This window comes from Pseudomonas gingeri (assembly GCF_013386115.1).
In the GTDB taxonomy this organism is placed as follows: domain Bacteria; phylum Pseudomonadota; class Gammaproteobacteria; order Pseudomonadales; family Pseudomonadaceae; genus Aquipseudomonas; species Aquipseudomonas gingeri.
This window is the reverse complement of record NZ_JACAOR010000001.1, coordinates 392,801-413,695: the sequence shown is the minus strand read 5'-3', so window position 1 is coordinate 413,695 and position 20,895 is coordinate 392,801. Positions and strand designations below refer to the sequence as shown.

Below are 20,895 nucleotides of genomic sequence, written 5' to 3'. Positions count from 1 at the left end.
GATACACACGATGAATTTTTCCCAGTTCTTCATATCAAGACCGATCTTCGCGGCGGTACTCTCGCTGCTGATCCTGATCGCCGGTGCGATCTCGCTGTTCCAGTTGCCGATCAGCGAATACCCGGAAGTGGTTCCGCCGACCGTGGTGGTACGCGCCAACTTCCCCGGCGCCAACCCCAAGGTCATCGGTGAAACCGTGGCCGCGCCCCTGGAACAGGCCATCACCGGCGTCGAGAACATGCTCTACATGTCCTCGCAGTCCACCGCCGACGGCAAGCTGACCCTGACCATCACCTTCGCCCTGGGCACCGACCTGGACAACGCGCAGGTACAGGTGCAGAACCGCGTGACCCGGACCGAGCCGAAACTGCCGGTCGAAGTGACCCGTATCGGTATCACCGTCGACAAGGCCTCGCCCGACCTGACCATGGTTGTGCACTTGACCTCGCCGGACAAGCGCTACGACATGCTCTACCTGTCCAACTACGCCTTGCTCAATATCAAGGATGAGCTGGCCCGCCTGGGCGGTGTCGGTGACGTGCAGCTGTTCGGCATGGGCGACTACTCCCTGCGGGTATGGCTCGATCCGAACAAGACCGCCTCGCGCAACCTGACCGCCACCGATGTGGTCAACGCCATTCGCGAGCAGAACCGCCAGGTCGCGGCCGGTCAACTGGGCGCGCCTCCGGCGCCTACCGCCACCAGCTTCCAGATGTCGATCAACGCCCAGGGCCGCCTGGTCTCCGAAGAAGAGTTCGAGAACATCGTGATCCGTGTCGGCGACGACGGCGAAATCACCCGTCTCAAGGACATCGCCCGGGTCGAGCTCGGCTCCAGCCAGTACGCCCTGCGCTCGCTGCTGAACAACCAGCCGGCGGTGGCGATCCCGATCTTCCAGCGTCCAGGCTCCAACGCCATCGAGATTTCCAACGAAGTGCGCGCCAAGATGGCCGAGCTGAAGAAGGACTTCCCCGAAGGCATGGACTTCAGCATCGTCTACGACCCGACCATCTTCGTGCGCGGCTCCATCGAAGCGGTGGTGCACACCCTGTTCGAAGCCCTGATCCTCGTGGTCCTGGTGGTGATCCTGTTCCTGCAGACCTGGCGTGCCTCGATCATTCCGCTGGTCGCCGTACCGGTATCGCTGATCGGTACCTTCGCCATCATGCACATGTTCGGCTTCTCGCTTAACGCGCTGTCGCTGTTCGGCCTGGTACTGGCGATCGGTATCGTGGTGGACGACGCCATCGTGGTGGTGGAAAACGTCGAGCGGAACATCGGCCTGGGCCTCAGCCCGATCGAAGCCACCAAGCGTGCCATGCGTGAAGTGACCGGTCCCATCATCGCCACGGCGCTGGTGCTCTGCGCGGTGTTTATCCCGGCGGCCTTCATCTCCGGCCTGACCGGCCAGTTCTACAAGCAGTTCGCCCTGACCATCGCCATCTCGACCGTGATCTCGGCGTTCAACTCCCTGACCCTGTCGCCGGCCCTGGCCGCGGTATTGCTCAAGGACCACCACGCCCCGAAAGACCGCTTCTCGAAGGTTCTCGACGCGCTGCTGGGTGGCTGGCTGTTCCGTCCGTTCAACCGCTTCTTCGACAAGGCCAGCCATGGTTATGTCGGCACCGTGACCCGTGTCATCCGGGTCAGCGGCGTCGCCCTGGTGCTGTATGCGGGCCTGATGGTCCTGACCTGGCTCGGCTTCTCCAGCACCCCGACCGGCTTCGTGCCAGGCCAGGACAAGCAGTACCTGGTGGCCTTCGCCCAACTGCCGGACGCGGCCAGCCTGGACCGTACCGAAGACGTGATCAAGCGCATGTCCGACCTGGCCCTGAAACAGCCTGGCGTGGAAAGCGCGGTGGCCTTCCCCGGCCTGTCGATCAACGGGTTCACCAACAGCCCGAACGCCGGCATCGTGTTCGTCACCCTCAAGCCGTTCGACGAGCGCAAGGACCCGAGTGAATCGGCCGGCGCCATCGCCGGTGCCTTGAACGGCAAGTTCGCCGGGATCCAGGAAGCCTACATGGCGATCTTCCCGCCACCGCCGGTACAAGGCCTGGGCACCATCGGCGGGTTCCGACTGCAGATCGAAGACCGGGGCAACCTGGGCTATGAAGAGCTGTACAAGGAAACGATGAACATCATCACCAAGAGCCGCAGCGTGCCGGAGCTGGCCGGGTTGTTCACCAGCTACACCGTCAACGTGCCGCAGGTGGATGCCGCCATCGACCGCGAGAAGGCCAAGACCCACGGCGTGGCCGTCAGTGACATCTTCGACACCCTGCAGGTCTACCTGGGTTCGCTGTATGCCAACGACTTCAACCGCTTCGGTCGTACCTATCAGGTCAACGTCCAGGCCGAACAGCAGTTCCGCCTCGAGTCCGACCAGATCGGCCAGCTGAAAGTACGCAACAACAAGGGCGAGATGATCCCGCTGGCGACCTTCATCAAGGTCAGCGACACCTCCGGGCCGGACCGCGTGATGCACTACAACGGCTTCATCACCGCCGAAATCAACGGCGCCGCGGCACCGGGCTACAGCTCCGGCCAGGCCCAGGCGGCCATCGAGAAACTGCTGAAGGACGAACTGCCCAACGGCATGACCTACGAGTGGACCGACCTGACCTACCAGCAGATCCTCTCGGGCAATACCGCACTGCTGGTGTTCCCGCTCTGCGTACTGCTGGCGTTCCTGGTACTGGCGGCACTGTATGAAAGCTGGAGCCTGCCGCTGGCGGTCATCCTGATCGTACCGATGACCCTGCTGTCGGCGATTGCCGGGGTGATTGCCTCCGGTGGCGACAACAACATCTTCACCCAGATCGGCTTGATCGTACTGGTGGGCCTGGCGTGCAAGAACGCGATCCTGATCGTCGAGTTCGCCAAGGACAAGCAGGAAGAAGGCCTCGATCCGCTGAGCGCGGTACTGGAAGCCTGCCGCCTGCGTCTGCGGCCGATCCTGATGACCTCCGTCGCGTTCATCATGGGTGTGGTCCCCCTGGTGTTCTCCAGCGGTGCCGGTGCCGAGATGCGTCATGCCATGGGTGTGGCGGTGTTCTCCGGGATGCTCGGCGTGACCTTCTTCGGTCTGCTGCTGACCCCTGTGTTCTATGTATTGATCCGCCGCTCTGTCGAGCGTAGTGAAGCTCGCAAGGCAGCCCGGGCCCTCAAGCTGGAGGCGCAACAATGAGCAGTATGAAGGCCTTTCTCCCGAGCCTGCTGGTACTGGCGCTGAGCGCCTGTGCCGTCGGCCCGGACTACAAGACTCCTGACACGGCGGCGGCGAACATCACCGCCGCCACCGATGGCAGCGCCGGCCAGAAGAATTTCGACCGCGCCCGCTTCGAAGGTATCTGGTGGCAGCAGTTCGACGATCCGACCCTCAACAAGCTGGTGACCCAGTCCCTGGCCGGCAACCGTGAGTTGCGCGTCGCCTTCGCCCGCCTGAAAGCGGCGCGGGCGATCCGCGATGACGTCAGCGATGACGCCATGCCGACCATCACCAGCCGGGCCAGTGCCGATCTGGGCAAGGGCCAGGTACCGGGCCAGACCGAGAGCCGGGTCAATAGCGAACGCTATGACCTGGGCCTGGACATGGCCTGGGAGGTCGACCTGTTCGGCCGCATCCAGCGCAGCCTGGAAGCCGCCGACGCCGACCAGCAGTCGGCCGAAGCCGATCTGTACCAGTTGCAGGTGACCATGATTGCCGAGCTGGTGGATGCCTACGGGCAACTGCGCGGTGCGCAATTGCGGGAAAAGATCGCCCTGGCCAACCTGAAGAACCAGCAGGAATCCAAGGGCATCACCGAAAGCCTGCGTGACGCCGGGGTCGGCGACCAGCTCGATGTGGTCCGTGCCGATGCCCGCCTCGCGGCGGTCGAAGCCAGCGTGCCGCAACTGCAGGCCGAACAGGTCCGCGAGCGCAATCGCATCGCTACCCTGCTCGGCGAGCGCCCGGATACGCTGTCGGTGGACTTGAGTCCGAAGGACCTGCCGGCGATCTCAAAGGCCCTGGCTATCGGCAATCCGGGTGAGCTGCTGCAACGCCGTCCGGATATCCTCAGCGCCGAGCGCAAGCTGGCCGCCGCCACCGCGCGGATCGGCGTGGCCAAGGCCGACCTGTTCCCACGGGTCAGCCTCAGCGGCTTCCTCGGCTTTACCGCCGGACGGGGTTCGCAGATCGGCTCGTCGGCCGCCAATGCCTGGGCCCTTGGCCCGAGCATCACCTGGCCGGCATTCAACCTGGGCAGCGTGCGGGCCCGCCTGCGCGGCGCCAATGCCGAAGCCGAAGGCGCCCTGGCCACCTACGAGCAGCAAGTGCTGCTGGCCCTGGAAGAATCGCAGAACGCCTTCAGTGACTACGGCAAGCGCCAGCAACGCCTGATCTCGCTGATCCGCCAGAGCGAGTCGAGCCGCACCGCCGCCGACCTGGCCGCGATCCGCTACCGCGAAGGCACCGTGGACTTCCTGGTACTGCTCGATGCCCAGCGCGAACGCCTGGCCGCCGAAGACAGCCAGGCCCAGGCCGAGACCGACCTGTATCGCGGCATCGTCGCGATCTACAAGGCCCTGGGTGGCGGCTACGCGCCGCAGACCGTCGCCAGCAACTGATTCAAACTCTCCTGGTTGGATGCCCCTCCAACCGCTTCGGCCCCGCGCCCCTTCGGTCGCGGGGCTTTTTTTCGTCCACGAATAACAGCTAAGGATAGTGTTACAAGATATTTCTTCAGCTCCGAAATGCTCTAACCAACTGTCATTTCTGACAGTTACCGGGGCGATGAACCGAGGGGTACGGTAAGGACGCGCATAGATCGTGCGCGCGCACTCATCATCGCAAGGAGAAGCGTTATGAAACTCCCCTCTCGTCTTGTTACCTCACTCGGCTTGGTGGTCGCGAGTGTCAACCTCGCCACGGTGGTCCAGGCTGCCACCTGGAACGATAACGTCAGCAATTCCACTGTTCTCAGCAGCCGCCTCACCGCAGGCAACGACTATCATTATTTTGTGGGCAAATCCATGTCGGTGAGTTTTTACGAGTCAGCGCTGGTGGACACTCTGTCTGGCGGGGCAACGGCTCTCCCGCCTTTGTTCACCTCCGCCAGTGGAGACCCGGGGGCCTGTGCCGCCGGTGCAATCAGCAATGCCCCGGCAAGCACGGCCGTGATCGTCGGTACCTGTGAAGACAGTCTCGAAGTGAATCAGGCGGTCAAATGGTCGGTCAACAATCTCACCGCGCCCCCTCAGCAACTGCAACCGCTGCCCCTGCTCGCCGGCCTGCGCCTGGTACCCGACGTGCAGACCGAGGCCGCGGCCGTCAACCTCGCGGGTGTCGTGACGGGCATCAGCATCAGCCCCACCGGTGAAGCCACGCCGGTGGTGTGGAGTTCCACCGGAGCCGCGAACAGCCTGCTGCCACCGCTGCTCGGCTCGGTCAGCAACTGCAGTCCGGCGGACATCAGTGATGCGGCAACGCCAGCGATTATTGGCAATTGTCCGGCCGGTACCGGTGGTTCGGGGAAAAATCGCGCCGTGCTCTGGGCCAATGCCAGCTCCGGCTATACCGTGCTGCCTGTGCCCAGTGGGGCCAGCTACTGCGTCGCCAGTGAGATCAATCTGAGCGGAAAAATCCTCGGTACCTGTTATTACGTACCCGATACCTATAAAACCGTGCAGTGGCCGGCCGGCGGTGCCAGCGCGCCGACGGTGATGCTGACCATCAACGGCAACACCTCGCTGCGTAACTCCGGGGTCGCCATGAATGCGTCAGGGCAGATCGCCGGTAACCGGCTGAAATCCGGGGGCTTTACTACCGGGTTCTTCTGGGACCCCGCCACCGGTACCAACGGGATTCCGGTCCCACTCCTGGCCGGTAGCGCCAGAGCCACCGCCAAGGCCATCTCCGACAACGGCATCATCGTCGGTTGCGGTGAAGTGGCGGGCGTCAGCGAAGCCTTCACTTACCACAGCTCCGGCGGCACCCTCCTGGCAATCAGCCCCCTGGGAGCCGGTGGCAACGACTGTGCCGACGCCATTTCTCCCAATGGCGCCTATACCGCCGGCGTCAGTGAAGACGCCAGCGTCAGCGAGCAGGACGATGGGGTTATTTTCAACAACTAGCACAAAGGCCGTTCTGGCTTCCATTGAAGCGCATCGGCTTGATCCGGAGGAATACTGAAATGACTGCTATCGCTCTTTGCCCATCGGACTGTTCCCGTCACGCCAGGGCGTTGCGTACCCGGCCCCGCAAAAGGGGATTTGCCGTGGCCATGCTGATCGCGATGGGCGTAGCCTGCCCGTTGATCGCCACCTCCAGCCACGCCGCGCCCCTTTGCCGGTACACCTGTAGCACCAACGTTGCCGTCAGGCCCACCGGTTATTCCGCGGGCTTCCATGCCGGCTACACCGCGGGACAGGTGGACGGCTATGCAGCCGGGCGCAATACCTATGCCGCCGGCTACGCGGCGGGCTACAACTACGGCTTCGCTGTCGGTTACAACCGCGGCCAGAACGCCAACACGCCACCTTACGGCCAGATGCGTTACTGAAACCGATCAGGTGGTCGTGACATCCTTGCCGGACTCCCACCGAGCAGCCCCGAGCGCCTTTGGCCTCGGGGCTTTTTCCATCGGCGGCTTGGCCTTTTCGGGGCATCTCGGGATATGCTCGCGTCCAGGGGACCAGCCTGATGGCCATATGCCCCTTCAAGACTGAAGGTCTAAAGGGGTTGGACAATGTCACAGTCAGTCTTCAAGTTGTTCCTGACCAATCGCCTGGCGGCGCTGGCCGGCGCCGACTCGTTGCGGGCCATTCGCGAAGGGCTGCTCTGGCTGTTGCCGTGCCTGCTGGTTTCGGCCGCCTTCCTCGTGCTGTCGGTCTGTGCCCGGTTGCTGGGTGCGCCGGATGAGCTGGTGGACTTCCTCGCCGGGCTGCACGAGAAGATCAGCGGCACCCTACCCTTGCTGGTCGCCGCCTCGATCGGCTACATGCTCGCGATCCGCTACCGCTTGCCGCAGGTGCCGGTGGCGTTCCTGTGCCTGACCCATGTGGTGATCGCGATCTACCTGCTGCAGGACTACCCCCGCGCGGCCGCGACGCTGGTGCTGTTTATCGCCATCGCCTCGCCGCTGGTCAACGTGCCGATCATTGCCCGGCTCTACCGCCAGCCCTGGCTGCGGCTGGTACGGGAAAACGTGGTCGGCTACAACGTGCGCGACAGCATCAATGTGGTGATTCCCGGCCTGTTGACCGCGGCGGTGCTGGTGATGGTGCTGTCGCTGCTGCTGGAGATCCCCAGCGTCGCCCAGATGCAGGTGCTCTTCGACCTGACGGCACTCGACCATCCCTATGCCTATGGGCTGCTGATCAGCGCGACCAACTCGATGCTGTGGTTCTTCGGCATCCACGGCGCCCATGCCATGCAGCCGCTGTTCGACGTCCTTGACCTGGCGGTGACGGTCAACCAGCTCAACGTCGCCGCCGCCGAGCCGGCCCGCTATGCGCTCAACAGCGGCCTGCTGGGCTGCTTCGCCTTCACCGGCGGCTCCGGTGCCTCGCTGTCGCTGATCGTTGCCATCCTGCTGTTTTCCCGCGACCGCTCCCTGCGCCTGCTGGCCCTGGCCGCGACGCCGTTGTCGCTGTTCAATGTCAACGAGATCCTGCTGTTCGGGCTGCCGATCATCCTCAACCCAAGGCTGTTCCTGCCCTTTCTCATCGCGCCCATGCTCAATACCGTGCTGGCGGTGGCGGCCGTGCAGGCCGGCTGGGTCGCTCCGGTGGTGACCGGCATGCCGCTGACTTCGCCGGTGCTGCTCAATGCCTACCTGAGCACCAACGGCGACTGGGCGGCCGTGGTCCTGCAACTGGTACTCGTCGCCGTCGGCTGCCTGGTGTACGCGCCGTATGTGATTGCCCTGCATCGCCAGCAGGCCGAAGAACAGAACATCTACATCAGGTCCTTCGACACTACCTTTCGCAGCCTGGAGGAAAAGGGCCGGTTGTTCGAGCTCGACCCGGTGGTCGCCGCGCACCGCAACGAGGCCCGGCGCACCGAGGAACTGGAACGTATCCGGCTCATCAGCGAATACGAATTCCACCTGGAATTCCAGCCACAGATCTCCAAGGTGAGCGGCCTGTGCATCGGTTGCGAGGCCTTGATGCGTGCCCGTGACAAGGACGGCCGTGCCCAGCAGCCCTGGGAGTTTCTCAGATGGCTGGCCCAGGCCAACCTGATGGCCGATGTCGACCTGTGGGTCGCCTCCCAGGCGCTGGAGCAATATCGGCGCTGGCAGAAGATCGGCTTCGAACTGCCAATGACCATCAATGTCACGGCCGCGACCCTGAGCACGCCCGAGCACGGCGAACGCCTGCTGGAGATTCTCGCCCAGGCCCACGGGCGGATTTCCGTCGAGTTGACCGAGGATGCGCTGGTCGGCGACGTGCAGTTGATCCACCGCCTGATCGAAGGCCTGCACGGCTTCGGCGCCAAACTGTATATCGACGATTTCGGCACCGGCTATTCGGCCCTGAGCTACCTGCACCAGTTCAGGATCGATGGCATCAAGATCGACCGCAGCTTTGTCGTCGCCCACCGTCATGCCAATGGCGCACGGGTTCTGAGCGGCATGCTGCGGCTGTGCGAAACCCTCGACCTCGACATCATCGTCGAAGGCGTGGAAACCCGGGAGCAGTACGACGCCTTGCAGTCCTCCCGCGAACTGGTGATCCAGGGCTGGTATTTCAGCAAGGCGATCAACGCGACACAGATGCCCGCATTTGTTCTGCAGCGCCAGGAACTGGCTGCCGGCGAAAGGCTGTTGATATTGCCGAACAACGCATGAGCACCTCGATGATAGACAGCCTCGATCAAGCTGTCGGGCAGAGCGATTGGACAAGCAGGCCGGCGGCTTCTAGTCTGGCTCGGCGTAACCCCCGCGCTGCTGCCAGTCCCTTCCCATGATCGTGCGTCCCAAGCCGAACCTGATCGGCATCCTGTTTTCCCTGAAAGGCTCGATTGCCAAGCGGATTGCCCTGCGCAGCCTGCTGGTGACATTGCTGGCCTCGGTCATCGTGCTGGTGGAAACCTGGCACCCGGCCTACTTTTCCAAGGTCAACGCCACGCCGTTCACCCTGCTCGGGCTGTCGCTGTCGATCTTCATGAGCTTTCGCAACAATGCCTGCTACGACCGCTGGTGGGAGGGCCGCAAGCAACTGGGGCAGATGATCATCGAGGTGCGCTCGCTGATCCGCGAAAGCCAGGTGTTCACCGACACCGCCGAGCGCCAGGCCCTGCTGCACGACCTCTGCGGCTTTGCCCATGGCCTGATCGCCCGCCTGCGCCTGGAAGACGAGCACGCCGCCGTGCGCGAGTGGGCCACGCAGCCGCCGCCGCAGAACCATCCGAATGTCACCGACCACCTCTTGCAGCAAATCGGGGCGCGCTGCTCGCGCCTGGCGCAACAGGGCCAGCTCGGCGAATGGCGCTATACGGTCTTTGCCGCCCGGCTGGCCAGCCTGAGCCAGGTCCAGGCCAGTTGCGAGCGGATCAAGCACACTCCGCTGCCCTTCCCCTATACCCTGTTGCTGCACCGCACCATCTATCTGTTCTGCATCCTGCTGCCGTTCGCCATGGCCGAACCCCTGGGCTGGTTGACGCCGGTGTTTACCGCGATTGTCAGCTACACCTTTTTCGGCCTCGACGAGATCGGCGACGACCTCGAGGACCCGTTCGGTTTCGACGAGAACGACTTGCCGTGCAATGCGCTGCTGCGCACGGTCGAGCGGGAGATTCTCGCCAGCCTCGGCGAAACCGAGCTGCCACCGCCCCTGGAACCCATCGAGTACGTGCTCAACTGATCGCGGGTTTGACTCCGAAGCGCTCCTGACCGAAGCTGGCGGCTCTGGGAAAAGCCTGCCAGCTCACGGACACTGCATGACCAAGCCCCGCCGTTACCTGATCATCAGCCTGCTTGCCTTCCTGATCCTGGGCCTTGCCTGGCACTGGATGCGCAGCCCGACCGCGGTGCCCGCGAAAACCCCGCATGTCAATTACGGCCGCGCCCTGGAACAGGCGCACAACGGCCAGCCGGGCGCCGCGCGGGTGCTCTACCAGCAACTGGCGCGCACCGACCTGTCGGATATCCGCCGGGCCGCGCTGCATGCCGAACTGCCCAACTATCCCAGTCCCCAGGCATTGAAACTGGCCGACGCGGATTTGCAGAGCCCTTCGGCGCTGGTCCGCGAGGCGGCGATCCAGAGCATCGTCGGCCTGGTGCCGGGAGCGCAGCGCAGCCTGTTGCTCGGGCCGGTGCTGGAGGACAGCGAACAGGAGGTACGCTTTGCCGCGGCCAACGCCATGCTTGGCTTGTCACCGGACGACCAGGGCCTGTATTTCGGCCCGCTGCAACAGGTGGTCGACGAATATGAACGCACCCTCAAGGCCCAGCCGGAGAGTGCCGATGCCCAGTTCCAACTGGCCCGCCTGTACCTGCACGAAGGGCAACTGGACGAGGCCCAGCAGTCGCTCGAACGCATGTCGCAGTTGGAGCCGAACAACCTCAGGGCAGTGGTCGCGCGCGTCGAACTGCTGGACAAGCGCGGCCAGCCGGACCAGGCCCGGCAACTGCTGGCCCGGCAACTGGAGGTGCAACCACAGTCGGCCTATCTGCAACATGCCCTGGGCATCTGGCTGCTGCACCATGGCCAGACCGAGTATGCCCTGCTGGGCCTGGCCAAGGCCGTGGAGCTGGAACCGGACAACACCGAATACCGCTACAAGCTCGCCACCACCCTGCACGACCTGCACCAGCTCGAAGCGGCCCAGCGCCAGCTCGAAGAGCTGGTCCAGCGCCATCCGGCGAACCGCAAGGCCCGCGTGCTGCTGATCAGCTACTGGAAGGAAAGCGGCCAGTTGCAGAACGTGCAGATCCTGCTGGCGCAGCTGGAACAGCAGAATCCCGACGATCCTGCCCTGCAGCAGGGATTGTGAAGCGCCAGCAAAAAGACTGAACACCTCGTGAATCCGGAGGTCAAGTGAACAGGCGGCGTCAAAAGGTCACGCGCCTGGACACCGCCACCTCCCAGTCACATGAGGCGATTCCTTGACTACATCAGTAGCGTCGATCACGACCAAAGCCGCCACTGGCATCGAAGGGCTGGACGATATCCTGTCCGGCGGCCTGTCCCGCGGGCATGTCTTCCTGCTCGAAGGCGAACCCGGCACCGGCAAGACCACCGTGGCCCTGCACTTTCTCCTGGCCGGTGCCAAGGCCGACGAGCGCTCGTTGTATATCACCCTGTCGGAAACCGAGCGCGAACTGCGCCAGGGCGCGCACTCCCATGGCTGGACGCTGGACGAAAACATCGAGATTTTCGAGCTGACACCGCCGGAAAGCCTGCTCAACGCCGACCATCAGCAAAGCCTGCTGTATTCCTCGGACCTGGAACTGGGCGAGGCCACCCGGCAGATATTCGAAGTGGTCGAACGGGTCAAGCCGACCCGCGTGGTCCTCGACAGCCTCTCCGAAATCCGCCTGCTGGCGCAGAGTTCGCTGCGTTACCGTCGGCAGATCCTGGCGATCAAGCACTACTTCGTGCGGTATGACGCCACGGTCCTGCTGCTCGACGACCTGACCACCGAGTCTCTCGACAAGACCGTGCACAGCGTCGCCCACGGCGTTATCCGCCTCGAGGAACTGACCCCCAACTACGGTGCCGAACGGCGCCGGGTCCGGGTGGTCAAGTACCGGGGCCAGAAGTACCGCGGCGGCTATCACGACTTCACCATCAGCGGCGATGGCGTGCATGTGTTTCCCCGCCTGGTGGCGGCCGAACATCGCGGCCAGTACGTGCGCCGGCAACTCACCAGCGGTATCGCCGAGATGGATGCATTGCTCGGCGGCGGCATCGAAACCGGTTCCAGCACCCTGATCCTCGGCCCTGCCGGCACCGGCAAGTCGCTGATCGCCATGCTCTTCGCCGCCGCGGCGGTGGCCCGCGGGGAAAAGGCCGCGCTGTTCATTTTCGACGAGGAACTGGGCCTGCTGTTCGAGCGCATGAAGAATATCGGCATCGACCTCCAGGCCCTGCGCGAGACCGGCAACCTGTGGATCGACCAGGTCGATGCCGCCGAGCTGTCTCCCGGCGAGTTCTCCCACCGGGTGCGGCGCTGCGTGGATGAGCGCGGCATCAAGACCGTGGTGATCGACAGTATCAACGGCTACCAGGCCGCCATGCCGGAAGAGAACGCGCTGATCCTGCACATGCATGAACTGCTGCTGTACCTCAACCGCCAGGGCGCAGCGACCTTCATGACCGTCGCCCAGCACGGACTGGTCGGCGACATGCAGGCACCGGTGGATATCACCTACCTGGCCGATACCGTGATCCTGCTGCGTTACTTCGAGGCCCTGGGCAAGGTTCGCCGGGCCATCTCGATCATCAAGAAGCGTACCGGGGCCCATGAATCGACCATCCGCGAGTACCGCATCAGTGGCCGTGGCATGACCATCGGCGAGCCCCTGGAAGCCTTCCAGGGCGTGTTGCGCGGCGTGCCCACCTATCTGGGTGAGGGCCTGCCGTTGCTCAAGGACGGAGGCTTGTGACCCTGCCGGACGCAGTTTCCGAGCGAGCGATCATCCTGGCACCCTGGGGTCGCGACGGCCAGATCGCGCGGATGATTCTCGCCGAGGCCGGCTTCCCCGGCGTGATCGCCACGAGCCTGGCGACCTTGTGTGGCGAGCTGGAGCGTGGCGCCGGCCTGTTGATCGTCGCGGCCGAGGCCCTGCACGAGACGGACCTGGAGCCACTGTTGCAGCACCTGCAGGAACAACCGGCGTGGTCGGACCTGCCCATTGTGCTGATGACCCATCACGGCGGCCCTGATCGGTCGCCCTCTTCCCGCCTCGGCGCGCAACTGGGCAATGTCAGCTTCCTGGAACGCCCCTTTCACCCGGTGACGCTGATCAGCCTGGTGACCTCGGCCATTCGTGGGCGCCGCCGACAGTACGAGGCCCGTGACCGACTGATCGACCTGAGCCAGAGCGAACGGCGCCTCAAGGACACCCTGGAGACCCTGGAACAGCAGGTCGAGGAGCGCACCGCCCAACTGCGCCATAACGAAGAAGCGTTGCGCCAGTCGCAGAAGATGGAGGCGGTCGGCCAGTTGACCGGCGGCATCGCCCACGACTTCAACAATATGCTGACCGGCATCATCGGCAGCCTGGAACTGCTCAAGCGGCGCCTGGCCCGCGGGCGCCTGGAAGATCTCGACAGCCTGATCGACCTCGGCGTGACCTCGGCCAACCGCGCCGCCGGCCTGACCCACCGCTTGCTGGCGTTCTCCCGACGCCAGTCACTGGATTCCAAGCCGGTGAACATGAACGAACTGGTCAGGTCCATGGGCGAGCTGCTGCATCGCAGCCTCAATGAAAGCATCGACCTGCAGATGGTCCTCGGCGAACCGCTGTGGACCGCCGAAGCGGACCCCAATCAACTGGAAAGCGCCCTGCTCAACCTGGTGCTCAATGCCCGCGACGCCATGCCCGATGGCGGGCACCTGCAGGTGGTCACCTTCAACCAGACACTGGACCCGGTCTTCACCGAAACCGAGGGCCACCTGGCGCCGGGGGACTATGTCGTGCTGCAGGTCCGCGACAGCGGCTGCGGCATGCCGGAGAGCGTGATCAGCCGGGCATTCGACCCGTTCTTCACGACCAAGCCCATCGGCCAGGGGACCGGTCTCGGCCTGTCGATGATCTACGGGTTCAGCAAGCAATCCCACGGCCATGTGTCCATCGACAGCACGCCGGGCCAGGGCACTTCGGTCAACCTCTACCTGCCCCGCTACCAGGGCAGCGCGGCGGCCCAGGACGACGCGGTGCACCTGTTGCAGGCAGCGCACGCCGAAGACGGCGAAACCGTGCTGATCGTCGAGGACGACCCGGCGGTACGGGTATTGGTCTGCGAGGTGCTGAGCGAACTGGGCTATGCCTTCGTCGAAGCCGCGAGTGCCGACAGCGCCATGCCGATTCTCGACTCCGGCCAGCGCATCGACCTGCTGATCAGCGATGTCGGCCTGCCAGGCATGAACGGCCGGCAACTGGCGGAGATCGGCCGGCAATTGCGGCCCGGGCTCAAGGTGCTGTTCATCACCGGTTATGCCGAACATGCCGCGGTGCGGGGCGGTTTTCTCGACCCCGGCATGCAGATGATCACCAAGCCCTTCACCTTCGATCTGCTGACCGCCCGGGTGCGGGAGATGATCAATGCCTGACGGCCTCTGCGGGAGCGGATTTCAGGCCAGCAGGCGCTGGATCTGCTCCTGTAGCTTGTCGAGGTCGAAGGGCTTGGCCAGGATCGGCGCGGTCCGGGTGATCGGGCTGTCCGTCTCGAGAATCTCCGCCGGATAGCCGCTGATGAAAATCACCTTCAGGTCCGGGCGCAGCTTGACCGCCGGCTCCGCGATATCGACCCCGGAAACCCCGCCGGGCAGGCGGAAGTCCGTCACCATCAGGTCCAGGTTGGGCTTGGTCGCGAGGATCTTGAACGCTTCCTCGCCGTTCGCCGCCTGCAGGACCCGATAGCCCTCGCCGGCCAGATAGTGCGACAACACCAGCAGGATCGAGGGCTCGTCCTCGACGATCAGGACGACGTCTTGTGCATCTTCACTCATGGAAAGCCTTCATTCTCAAGATTGCTGCCAATACGACCATCCCCCCGCCGAGAGGTTGCGTCGTTCTACGGGTTTTCCTGCAACGGCAGACAAACACAGAAGGTGGCGCCTTCGCCAAGGGTGCTCTGCAGCTTGATGGTACCGCCATGGGCGTTGACGATCTGTTCGGAAATGAACAGGCCCAGCCCGAGACCGGCGGCCACATGGCTGGCCGAAACCCGCTCGAACTGCTGGAAGATGCGTTTCTGGTTGTCCTCGCTGATACCGATGCCACGGTCGCGCACTTCAACCCGCGCCTCGCCATCCTGCGCGTAGACCCGTACATCGATCGGGCTTTTCGCGCCGTAGCGCAAGGCATTGGTCAACAGGTTGGAGATCACCTGTTCGATACGGAACTCGTCCCAGCAGCCTACTATCGGCTCCGCGGCCTGGAAGTTGAGGGTCGACTCGGCGGCCTCCACCTGGGGGGCGAAGCCTTCGAGCAACTTGGCGACCAGTTGGGAAAGATCGAAGCGGCTGGGACGGATCGACAGCTTGCCGGTGCGGATGCGTGACACATCGAGCATGTCCTCGATCAGCCGGATCAGGCTCTTGATCTGTCGCTCGTCGCGCTCGACCATGGCGTGCATCTTGTCCAGGCTGAAGGCGGCCGCGTTGTCCTTGGCCAGGTGCATCTTGCGCAACTGGGTTTCGAGGATCAGCCCGTTGAGCGGCGTGCGCACCTCATGGGACACGATCGACATGAAGTCATCGCGCATGCGGATCGCGTGCCGCAGCTCTTCCTGGGTCGCCCGCAGCTCCTTGAGCAGCGCCTCCTGTTCGTGGCGGCTCTGCTCCAGGGCCTCGACCTGCTGCTTCATGGCCTTGCTCTGGCGATACAGCTCGACGAAGACATTGACCTTGCTCTTCACCGCATGGGTGTCGAGGGGCTTGTAGAGGAAATCCACCGCACCGCTTTCATAGCCCTTGAAGGCATAGTTGAGCTCACGCCCGGCGGCACTGACAAAAACGATGGGAATGCTCCGGGTCTTCTCGGTGCCGCGCATCAGTTCGGCCAGCTCGAAGCCGTTCATGCCCGGCATCTGCACGTCGAGAATGGCCATGGCGAACTCGTGCTGCAACAGCAGCGACAGCGCTTCATCGGCCGACAAGGCCTTGTAGACGATGCGGTCCTCACGCTTGATCAGCGCTTCCAGCGCCAGCAGATTTTCCGGCAGATCGTCGACGATCAGCAGTTTGGCCTGGATAGTAGTTAGCATGCGATTCGTTCCAGCTCGACAAGCAGACGGCCGATGCCGCGCAAAGGGAGAATATAGTCAGGTTCGTGCAAGGCCAAGGCGGCTTCGGGCATGGTCGCCACCCGCGCTTCGTGCGGGTCCTGCACCACGGTCAGGCCACCCCGGGCCTTGACCAGGGCCAACCCGCGGGCGCCGTCATGGTTGGCGCCGGTCAGCAGCACCGCCATCAGGCGCGCTTCATAGGCATCGGCGCAGGACTCGAACAGGTAATCGATGGAGGGACGCGAGTGGTGCACGCGCTCCTCGCGACTGAAGGAAAAACTGCGGTCGCGCTCCACCGACAGATGATAACCGGGCGCGGCGAAATACAGGGTTCCCGGACTCACCGGCTCCTTGTCGTCAGCCTCCTTGACCGGCAGCCGCAGGCGCCGGGAGAAAACCTCGGCCAGTTGGCTGCGACGCTGCTCGGGCATATGCAGCACGACAATGATCGGCAGGCCGAAACCGGCCGGCAGCTCACCGAACACGGTCAGCAGGGCCTCGACGCCGCCGGCCGAAGCGCCGACCGCAATGGCGTCGACACGCTGTCGCTGGGTGAACTCAAGGGCCAGTTCGCTCATAGCTTGCGATAGATCCGCTCTTGCTTGATCAGGGGTTCGAACTGCTTGCCAAAGGGCGAGAAATCCAGGGTTTCCTTGCTGCCAAGCACCAGGAAACCACGATGGCAGAGCGATTCATGAAACAAACCAAAGGCACGATCCTGAAGCTTTTTATTGAAATAAATCAATACGTTGCGACATGAAATTAATTGAGTTTCAGAGAATACGCTGTCGGTGGCCAGGCTGTGATCGGCAAAGGTCACGTTCTCACGCAGGGTCTTGTCGAAAATCGCATAGCCATAGGCTGCCGTGTAGTACTCGGAAAACTCCCGCTGGCCGCCGGCCTGCAGGTAGTTCTGGGTATAGGCACGCACGTTGTCCAGGGAAAAGATGCCTTGCTTGGCCTTTTCCAGGGAGCTGGGGTTGATATCGGTGGCGTAGATGATCGTGCGCTCCAGCAAGCCCTCTTCCCGCAGCAGGATCGCCATGGAGTAGACCTCCTCGCCCGTGCTGCAACCGGCGATCCAGATCTTGATCGATGGATAGGTCTTGAGCAGCGGCACCACTTCCTGGCGAATGGCCAGGAAGTGGCTGGGATCGCGGAACATCTCGCTGACCGGTATGGTCAGGAACTGCAGCAGTTGCATGAACGCCGTCGGATCGTGCAGCACCCGTTCCTGCAGGGCGGAGATGGTCGCGCAGTCGAACTGGCGCAGGGCATGGTTGACCCGGCGCTTGATCGATGCGCCGGAATAGTCGCGAAAGTCATAGCTGTATTTGAGGTAGATAGCCTCGATCAACAGACGCAGTTCGATATCGAAGTTTTGCTCCACTAGATCCTTTCCATTTTCGGCAGCCACACGCGAATCAGCGAGAACAGGCGATCCAGGTCGATGGGCTTGGCCAGGTAATCGTTGGAGCCGGCCTGCAGGCAGCGCTCCTGATCGTCCTTCATGGCCTTGGCCGTGATCGCGATGATCGGCAGCTTGCGCCAGCGCGGTTCCTTGCGGATCTCCACGGTCGCTTCGTAGCCATCCATTTCCGGCATCATCACATCCATCAGTACCAGGTCGATGTCATCGACTTCGTTGAGTTTTTCAATCGCCTCGCGGCCGTTACGGCCGATCTCGACGATCGCGCCCTTGTGCTCCAGGGCACTGGTCAGGGCGAAGATATTGCGCACGTCATCGTCCACCAGCAGGATCTTGCGACCCTCGAAGACCTTGTCGCGGCTGCGGGCGGTCTTGAGCATGCGCTGACGTTCATGGGACAACTGCGATTCGACTTTGTGCAGAAACAATGTCACTTCATCGAGCAGGCGCTCCGGCGAACGGGCGCCCTTGATGATGATCGAACGCGAATACTTGCGCAGGTCGGCCTCTTCGTCGCGGGTCAGGTTGCGCCCGGTATAGACGATCACCGGCGGGAACGAACGGATGTCTTCGGTGGACATGCGCTTGAGCAACTCGTTGCCGAGCATGTCCGGCAGCTTGAGGTCGATGATCATGCAGTCGTAGACGTTCTCGCGCAGCAACTCCAGCGCATCCTGGGCCAGGCCTACCGCGGTGATCTCGATATCTTCGTCACCGATCAGCCGCGCGATGCTGTCGCGCTGCAAGTCATCGTCTTCGACCAGCAGCACACGCTTGACCTTCTGGGTCAGCTTGGCTTCGAGCCGGGAGAAAATCTCCTTGAGTTCGTCGCGGGTGGTCGGCTTGACCGCGTACCCCATGGCCCCCATGTGCATGGCGGCTTCGACGCGGTCCTCGACGGAGATCACGTGCACCGGGATATGCCGGGTCGCCGCCTGTTCCTTGAGGCGTTGCAGCACGGTCAGGCCGGAATGATCGGGCAGGCGCATGTCCAGCAGGATCGCATCCGGGATGAACTGCGCCGCCAGGGCGAAACCTTCATCGGCGCCATGGGCGACCAGACACTGGTAGCCCAACTCATGGGCCAGGTCGTAGAGAATCTGGGCAAAGCTCGGCTCATCCTCGATCACCAGGATGCAGCGCGTGCCGAACGGCGCCTTGTCACGATCGTCGGCAAACCGCGCAACCGGGACTTCAATCGCCACGGGAGGCTCGCTGCGCACGCTGGCGACCATGACCGACGGCACATGCACCGGGGCCTGGACCACCGGGGCGCCCTCATCGGCTTCGACATAACGTTCCGGCAGTGCCAGGGTGAACACACTGCCCTGTCCCGGCTCGCTGGCGACGCTGATGGAGCCGCCGAGCAAGGCGGCCAGGTCGCGGGAAATCGACAAGCCCAGGCCGGTGCCGCCATAACGGCGATTGGTAGTGCCATCGGCCTGGCGGAACGCTTCGAAGATGCTTTCATGCTGCTCGGGGGCAATGCCGATTCCGGAGTCGCGCACGGTAAAGGCAACCCCCACGCCCGGCTGGCGCGAGACACTCAGGCTGACCAGGCCTTTTTCGGTGAACTTCACCGCATTCGACAGCAGATTCTTCAGCACCTGCTCCAGGCGCTGGCGATCGGTGAACAACATCACCGGGGCGCCATCCTGGATCTCCACGGTGAAATCCAGTTGCTTTTCACCGGCCAACGGCTGGAACAGGTCGCGCAGCCCCTCCACCAGGCGCGCCACACTGGTGTTCTCCGGGCGCACTTCAAGCTTGCCGGCCTCGACCTTGGAAATGTCGAGAATGTCGTTGATCAGGTTCAACAGATCGTTGCCGGCGGAATAGATCGACTCGGCGAACTTGACCTGTTCGTCGGTGAGATTGTCCTGGGGGTTCTCCGCCAGCAGCTTGGCCAGGATCAACGAGCTGTTGAGCGGCGTACGCAACTCATGGGACATGTTGGCGAGGAATTCGGACTTGTACTTGCTCGACCGCTGCAACTCCTCGGCACGCTCTTCCAGCTGAGCCTGGGCCTGGTTCAACTCGCCGTTCTTGCGGTCCATGGCGTCGCGCTGCTCGGCCAGGGCCAGGGCCTGCTCGGCCAGTTGCTCATTGGTCTGCTCCAGTTCGGTCTGCTGGGTCTCCAGGTGAACCTGGGACTCCTTGAGCACCCGTGACTGTTCTTCCAGTTCTTCGTTGGCGGTCTTCAGTTCTTCCTGCTGGACCTGCAACTCTTCGTTGAGCTGCTGGGTCTCGGCCAGGACTTCCTGCAGGCGCTGGCGGTAGCGGGCCGCTTCGATGGAGGTGCCGATATTGTCGGCGATCAGGTCAAGCAGCTCGATGTCACGCTCGTTGAGCTCCCGCAGGAAACCCAGTTCGATCACGCCGTTGACCCGTTCGTCGTTGGTGGTCGGCACCACCAGTACGCTGCGCGGCGAGCCTTCGCCGAGTCCGGAGCTGACCTTGAAGTAATCGCCCGGCACTTCGTCAAGGCGGATCAGCTGCCCCTGGGTCGCGGCCTGGCCGACAATCCCTTCGTCGGTGAAGATTTCCTGCTCCTGCTGTTCCTGTTCGCGAGAGAAACCATAACTGGCCACGCGCCGCAGGCCACCATGGTCTTCGCGCACATAGAGCGCGGCCACGGCGGTCCCCAGGTACTGCGCGCAGAACTGCAGGATATTGCGTCCCAGCAGGTTGAGGCTCAGTTGGCCGAGCACCTGCTCGGCCAGTTCGGTCTGGCCGCTGCGCAGCCATGCCTGTTTCTCCAGGCGCTCGGCACTCCTTAGTTGTGACGCGAGATTTTTACTGTAACTATCTGAAAGACTTAATAAATCTTTTCGACCAACATAAGCCAGCAAAGCACTCAAGCCCAGCACGAAGACCAGGTAGAGGCCAATGGTCCAGAGGGTGGTGCGACTGACATCCTCGTTGCGCGTAAGGCGCAACTGCTGCTCGGTAGCGACGGCACTGTCATATTCGTTGCGAATCTCGTCGCTCAGGCGCTTGCCGCGCCCGGCCTGTACCGCGCCCCGATAGTCACCGTTGGAACGCTGCAGGTCGATCATCGACTGCGCGTATTCGGTCCAGGCCCCTTGCAGCGCCTCGATGCGCCGGAACCGGTCGACCTGCTGGGGGTTGTCCGCCACCAACTGCTGCAGTCCGCGCAGCTCGGCGATGATCTTCGGCTTGGCGACCTCATAGGGATCGAGGAAATGCTCATCGCCGGTGATCAGGAACCCGCGCATGCCGGTTTCCAGGTCGACGGACAGCTTCATCGCTTCGTTGGTGGTGTTGATCACTCGATCGGTGTGTTCGACCCACTGGATCACCGAGAGCAGATAGGTGATCAATGAGATGAAAAACACCGCACTGAGTACACCGACACCCAGCGGCAGGCTGACGTTGCGACTCAGGAGTTTGCGAAAGCTCTGCTCATCAACCGAAGACGGTGAATTCATTTCGGGCCTCGGACGAAGTGTTGAAAACAAAGGAGTTTGCCGTAATTCCGCGGAAAAGATCTATTT

14 protein-coding genes are annotated in these 20,895 nt (G+C 63.1%); 9 read left to right on the top strand and 5 right to left on the bottom strand.

Annotated features, from left to right (window positions below; genetic code table 11):
• The first annotated feature begins 10 nt into the window (after positions 1–10).
• The 9 genes from HX881_RS01825 to HX881_RS01785 all read left to right on the top strand — a co-directional run bounded on the left by HX881_RS01825 (position 11) and on the right by HX881_RS01785 (position 14,269).
• Positions 11–3,190: an efflux RND transporter permease subunit gene (locus HX881_RS01825; protein ID WP_177082373.1), complete on the top strand. Its 3,180-nt coding sequence runs from the start codon at positions 11–13 to the stop codon at positions 3,188–3,190.
• Positions 3,187–4,611 carry an efflux transporter outer membrane subunit gene (locus tag HX881_RS01820; RefSeq protein WP_177082371.1) on the top strand — a complete coding sequence of 475 codons (1,425 nt, stop codon included), beginning with the start codon at positions 3,187–3,189 and terminating at the stop codon, positions 4,609–4,611. The genes HX881_RS01825 and HX881_RS01820 overlap by 4 nt, the downstream gene beginning before the upstream one ends.
• 237 nt (positions 4,612–4,848) lie before the next feature.
• Entirely contained in the window at positions 4,849–6,117 is a 1,269-nt protein-coding gene (locus HX881_RS01815) for an HAF family protein (RefSeq protein WP_177082369.1), read from the top strand.
• Positions 6,118–6,176: 59 nt separating this feature from the next.
• The gene (locus tag HX881_RS01810) at positions 6,177–6,545 is read left to right on the top strand and encodes a hypothetical protein (protein ID WP_177082367.1); all 369 of its coding nucleotides are present in this window, start codon (positions 6,177–6,179) and stop codon (positions 6,543–6,545) included.
• A 186-nt stretch (positions 6,546–6,731) separates the two neighbouring features.
• Positions 6,732–8,837, top strand: a complete 2,106-nt coding sequence (locus tag HX881_RS01805) for an EAL domain-containing protein (RefSeq protein WP_177082365.1) — start codon at positions 6,732–6,734, stop codon at positions 8,835–8,837.
• A 115-nt stretch (positions 8,838–8,952) separates the two neighbouring features.
• Complete coding sequence (locus tag HX881_RS01800) at positions 8,953–9,852, top strand: bestrophin family protein (protein WP_177082363.1); 900 nt, start codon at positions 8,953–8,955, stop codon at positions 9,850–9,852.
• Positions 9,853–9,928: 76 nt separating this feature from the next.
• Positions 9,929–10,984, top strand: coding sequence for a tetratricopeptide repeat protein (locus HX881_RS01795; protein WP_017127258.1), 1,056 nt, complete (start codon positions 9,929–9,931; stop codon positions 10,982–10,984).
• A 112-nt stretch (positions 10,985–11,096) separates the two neighbouring features.
• Entirely contained in the window at positions 11,097–12,599 is a 1,503-nt protein-coding gene (locus HX881_RS01790; RefSeq protein ID WP_017127259.1) for an ATPase domain-containing protein, read from the top strand.
• Positions 12,596–14,269 carry an ATP-binding protein gene (locus HX881_RS01785; RefSeq protein ID WP_103032952.1) on the top strand — a complete coding sequence of 558 codons (1,674 nt, stop codon included), beginning with the start codon at positions 12,596–12,598 and terminating at the stop codon, positions 14,267–14,269. The genes HX881_RS01790 and HX881_RS01785 overlap by 4 nt, the downstream gene beginning before the upstream one ends.
• A 21-nt stretch (positions 14,270–14,290) precedes the next feature.
• On the opposite strand, the gene HX881_RS01780 is transcribed toward HX881_RS01785, so the two are convergent.
• The 5 genes from HX881_RS01780 to HX881_RS01760 all read right to left on the bottom strand — a co-directional run bounded on the left by HX881_RS01780 (position 14,291) and on the right by HX881_RS01760 (position 20,829).
• A complete protein-coding gene (locus HX881_RS01780; RefSeq protein WP_017127260.1) occupies positions 14,291–14,668 on the bottom strand; it encodes a response regulator in 378 nt (125 codons plus the stop codon).
• 65 nt (positions 14,669–14,733) lie between these two features.
• A complete protein-coding gene (locus HX881_RS01775; RefSeq protein ID WP_017127261.1) occupies positions 14,734–15,927 on the bottom strand; it encodes a hybrid sensor histidine kinase/response regulator in 1,194 nt (397 codons plus the stop codon).
• A complete protein-coding gene (locus HX881_RS01770) occupies positions 15,921–16,526 on the bottom strand; it encodes a chemotaxis protein CheB (RefSeq protein ID WP_017127262.1) in 606 nt (201 codons plus the stop codon). Before HX881_RS01770 ends, HX881_RS01775 begins: the two co-directional genes overlap by 7 nt.
• Positions 16,523–17,338 carry a CheR family methyltransferase gene (locus HX881_RS01765; RefSeq protein ID WP_017127263.1) on the bottom strand — a complete coding sequence of 272 codons (816 nt, stop codon included), beginning with the start codon at positions 17,336–17,338 and terminating at the stop codon, positions 16,523–16,525. The genes HX881_RS01770 and HX881_RS01765 overlap by 4 nt, the downstream gene beginning before the upstream one ends.
• A complete protein-coding gene (locus tag HX881_RS01760; protein WP_177082361.1) occupies positions 17,338–20,829 on the bottom strand; it encodes a response regulator in 3,492 nt (1,163 codons plus the stop codon). Before HX881_RS01760 ends, HX881_RS01765 begins: the two co-directional genes overlap by 1 nt.
• Positions 20,830–20,895 lie beyond the last annotated feature (66 nt).

Excerpts from the sequence above, each read along its gene's own strand:
- HX881_RS01780 (WP_017127260.1), bottom strand. The coding sequence starts at position 14,668 with ATGAGTGAAGATGCACAAGACGTCGTCCTGATCGTCGAGGACGAGCCC.
- HX881_RS01815 (WP_177082369.1), top strand. The coding sequence starts at position 4,849 with ATGAAACTCCCCTCTCGTCTTGTTACCTCACTCGGCTTGGTGGTCGCG.
- HX881_RS01775 (WP_017127261.1), bottom strand. The coding sequence starts at position 15,927 with ATGCTAACTACTATCCAGGCCAAACTGCTGATCGTCGACGATCTGCCG.
- HX881_RS01810 (WP_177082367.1), top strand. The coding sequence starts at position 6,177 with ATGACTGCTATCGCTCTTTGCCCATCGGACTGTTCCCGTCACGCCAGG.
- HX881_RS01820 (WP_177082371.1), top strand. The coding sequence starts at position 3,187 with ATGAGCAGTATGAAGGCCTTTCTCCCGAGCCTGCTGGTACTGGCGCTG.
- HX881_RS01760 (WP_177082361.1), bottom strand. The coding sequence starts at position 20,829 with ATGAATTCACCGTCTTCGGTTGATGAGCAGAGCTTTCGCAAACTCCTG.
- HX881_RS01770 (WP_017127262.1), bottom strand. The coding sequence starts at position 16,526 with ATGAGCGAACTGGCCCTTGAGTTCACCCAGCGACAGCGTGTCGACGCC.
- HX881_RS01825 (WP_177082373.1), top strand. The coding sequence starts at position 11 with ATGAATTTTTCCCAGTTCTTCATATCAAGACCGATCTTCGCGGCGGTA.
- HX881_RS01800 (WP_177082363.1), top strand. The coding sequence starts at position 8,953 with ATGATCGTGCGTCCCAAGCCGAACCTGATCGGCATCCTGTTTTCCCTG.
- HX881_RS01805 (WP_177082365.1), top strand. The coding sequence starts at position 6,732 with ATGTCACAGTCAGTCTTCAAGTTGTTCCTGACCAATCGCCTGGCGGCG.
- HX881_RS01795 (WP_017127258.1), top strand. The coding sequence starts at position 9,929 with ATGACCAAGCCCCGCCGTTACCTGATCATCAGCCTGCTTGCCTTCCTG.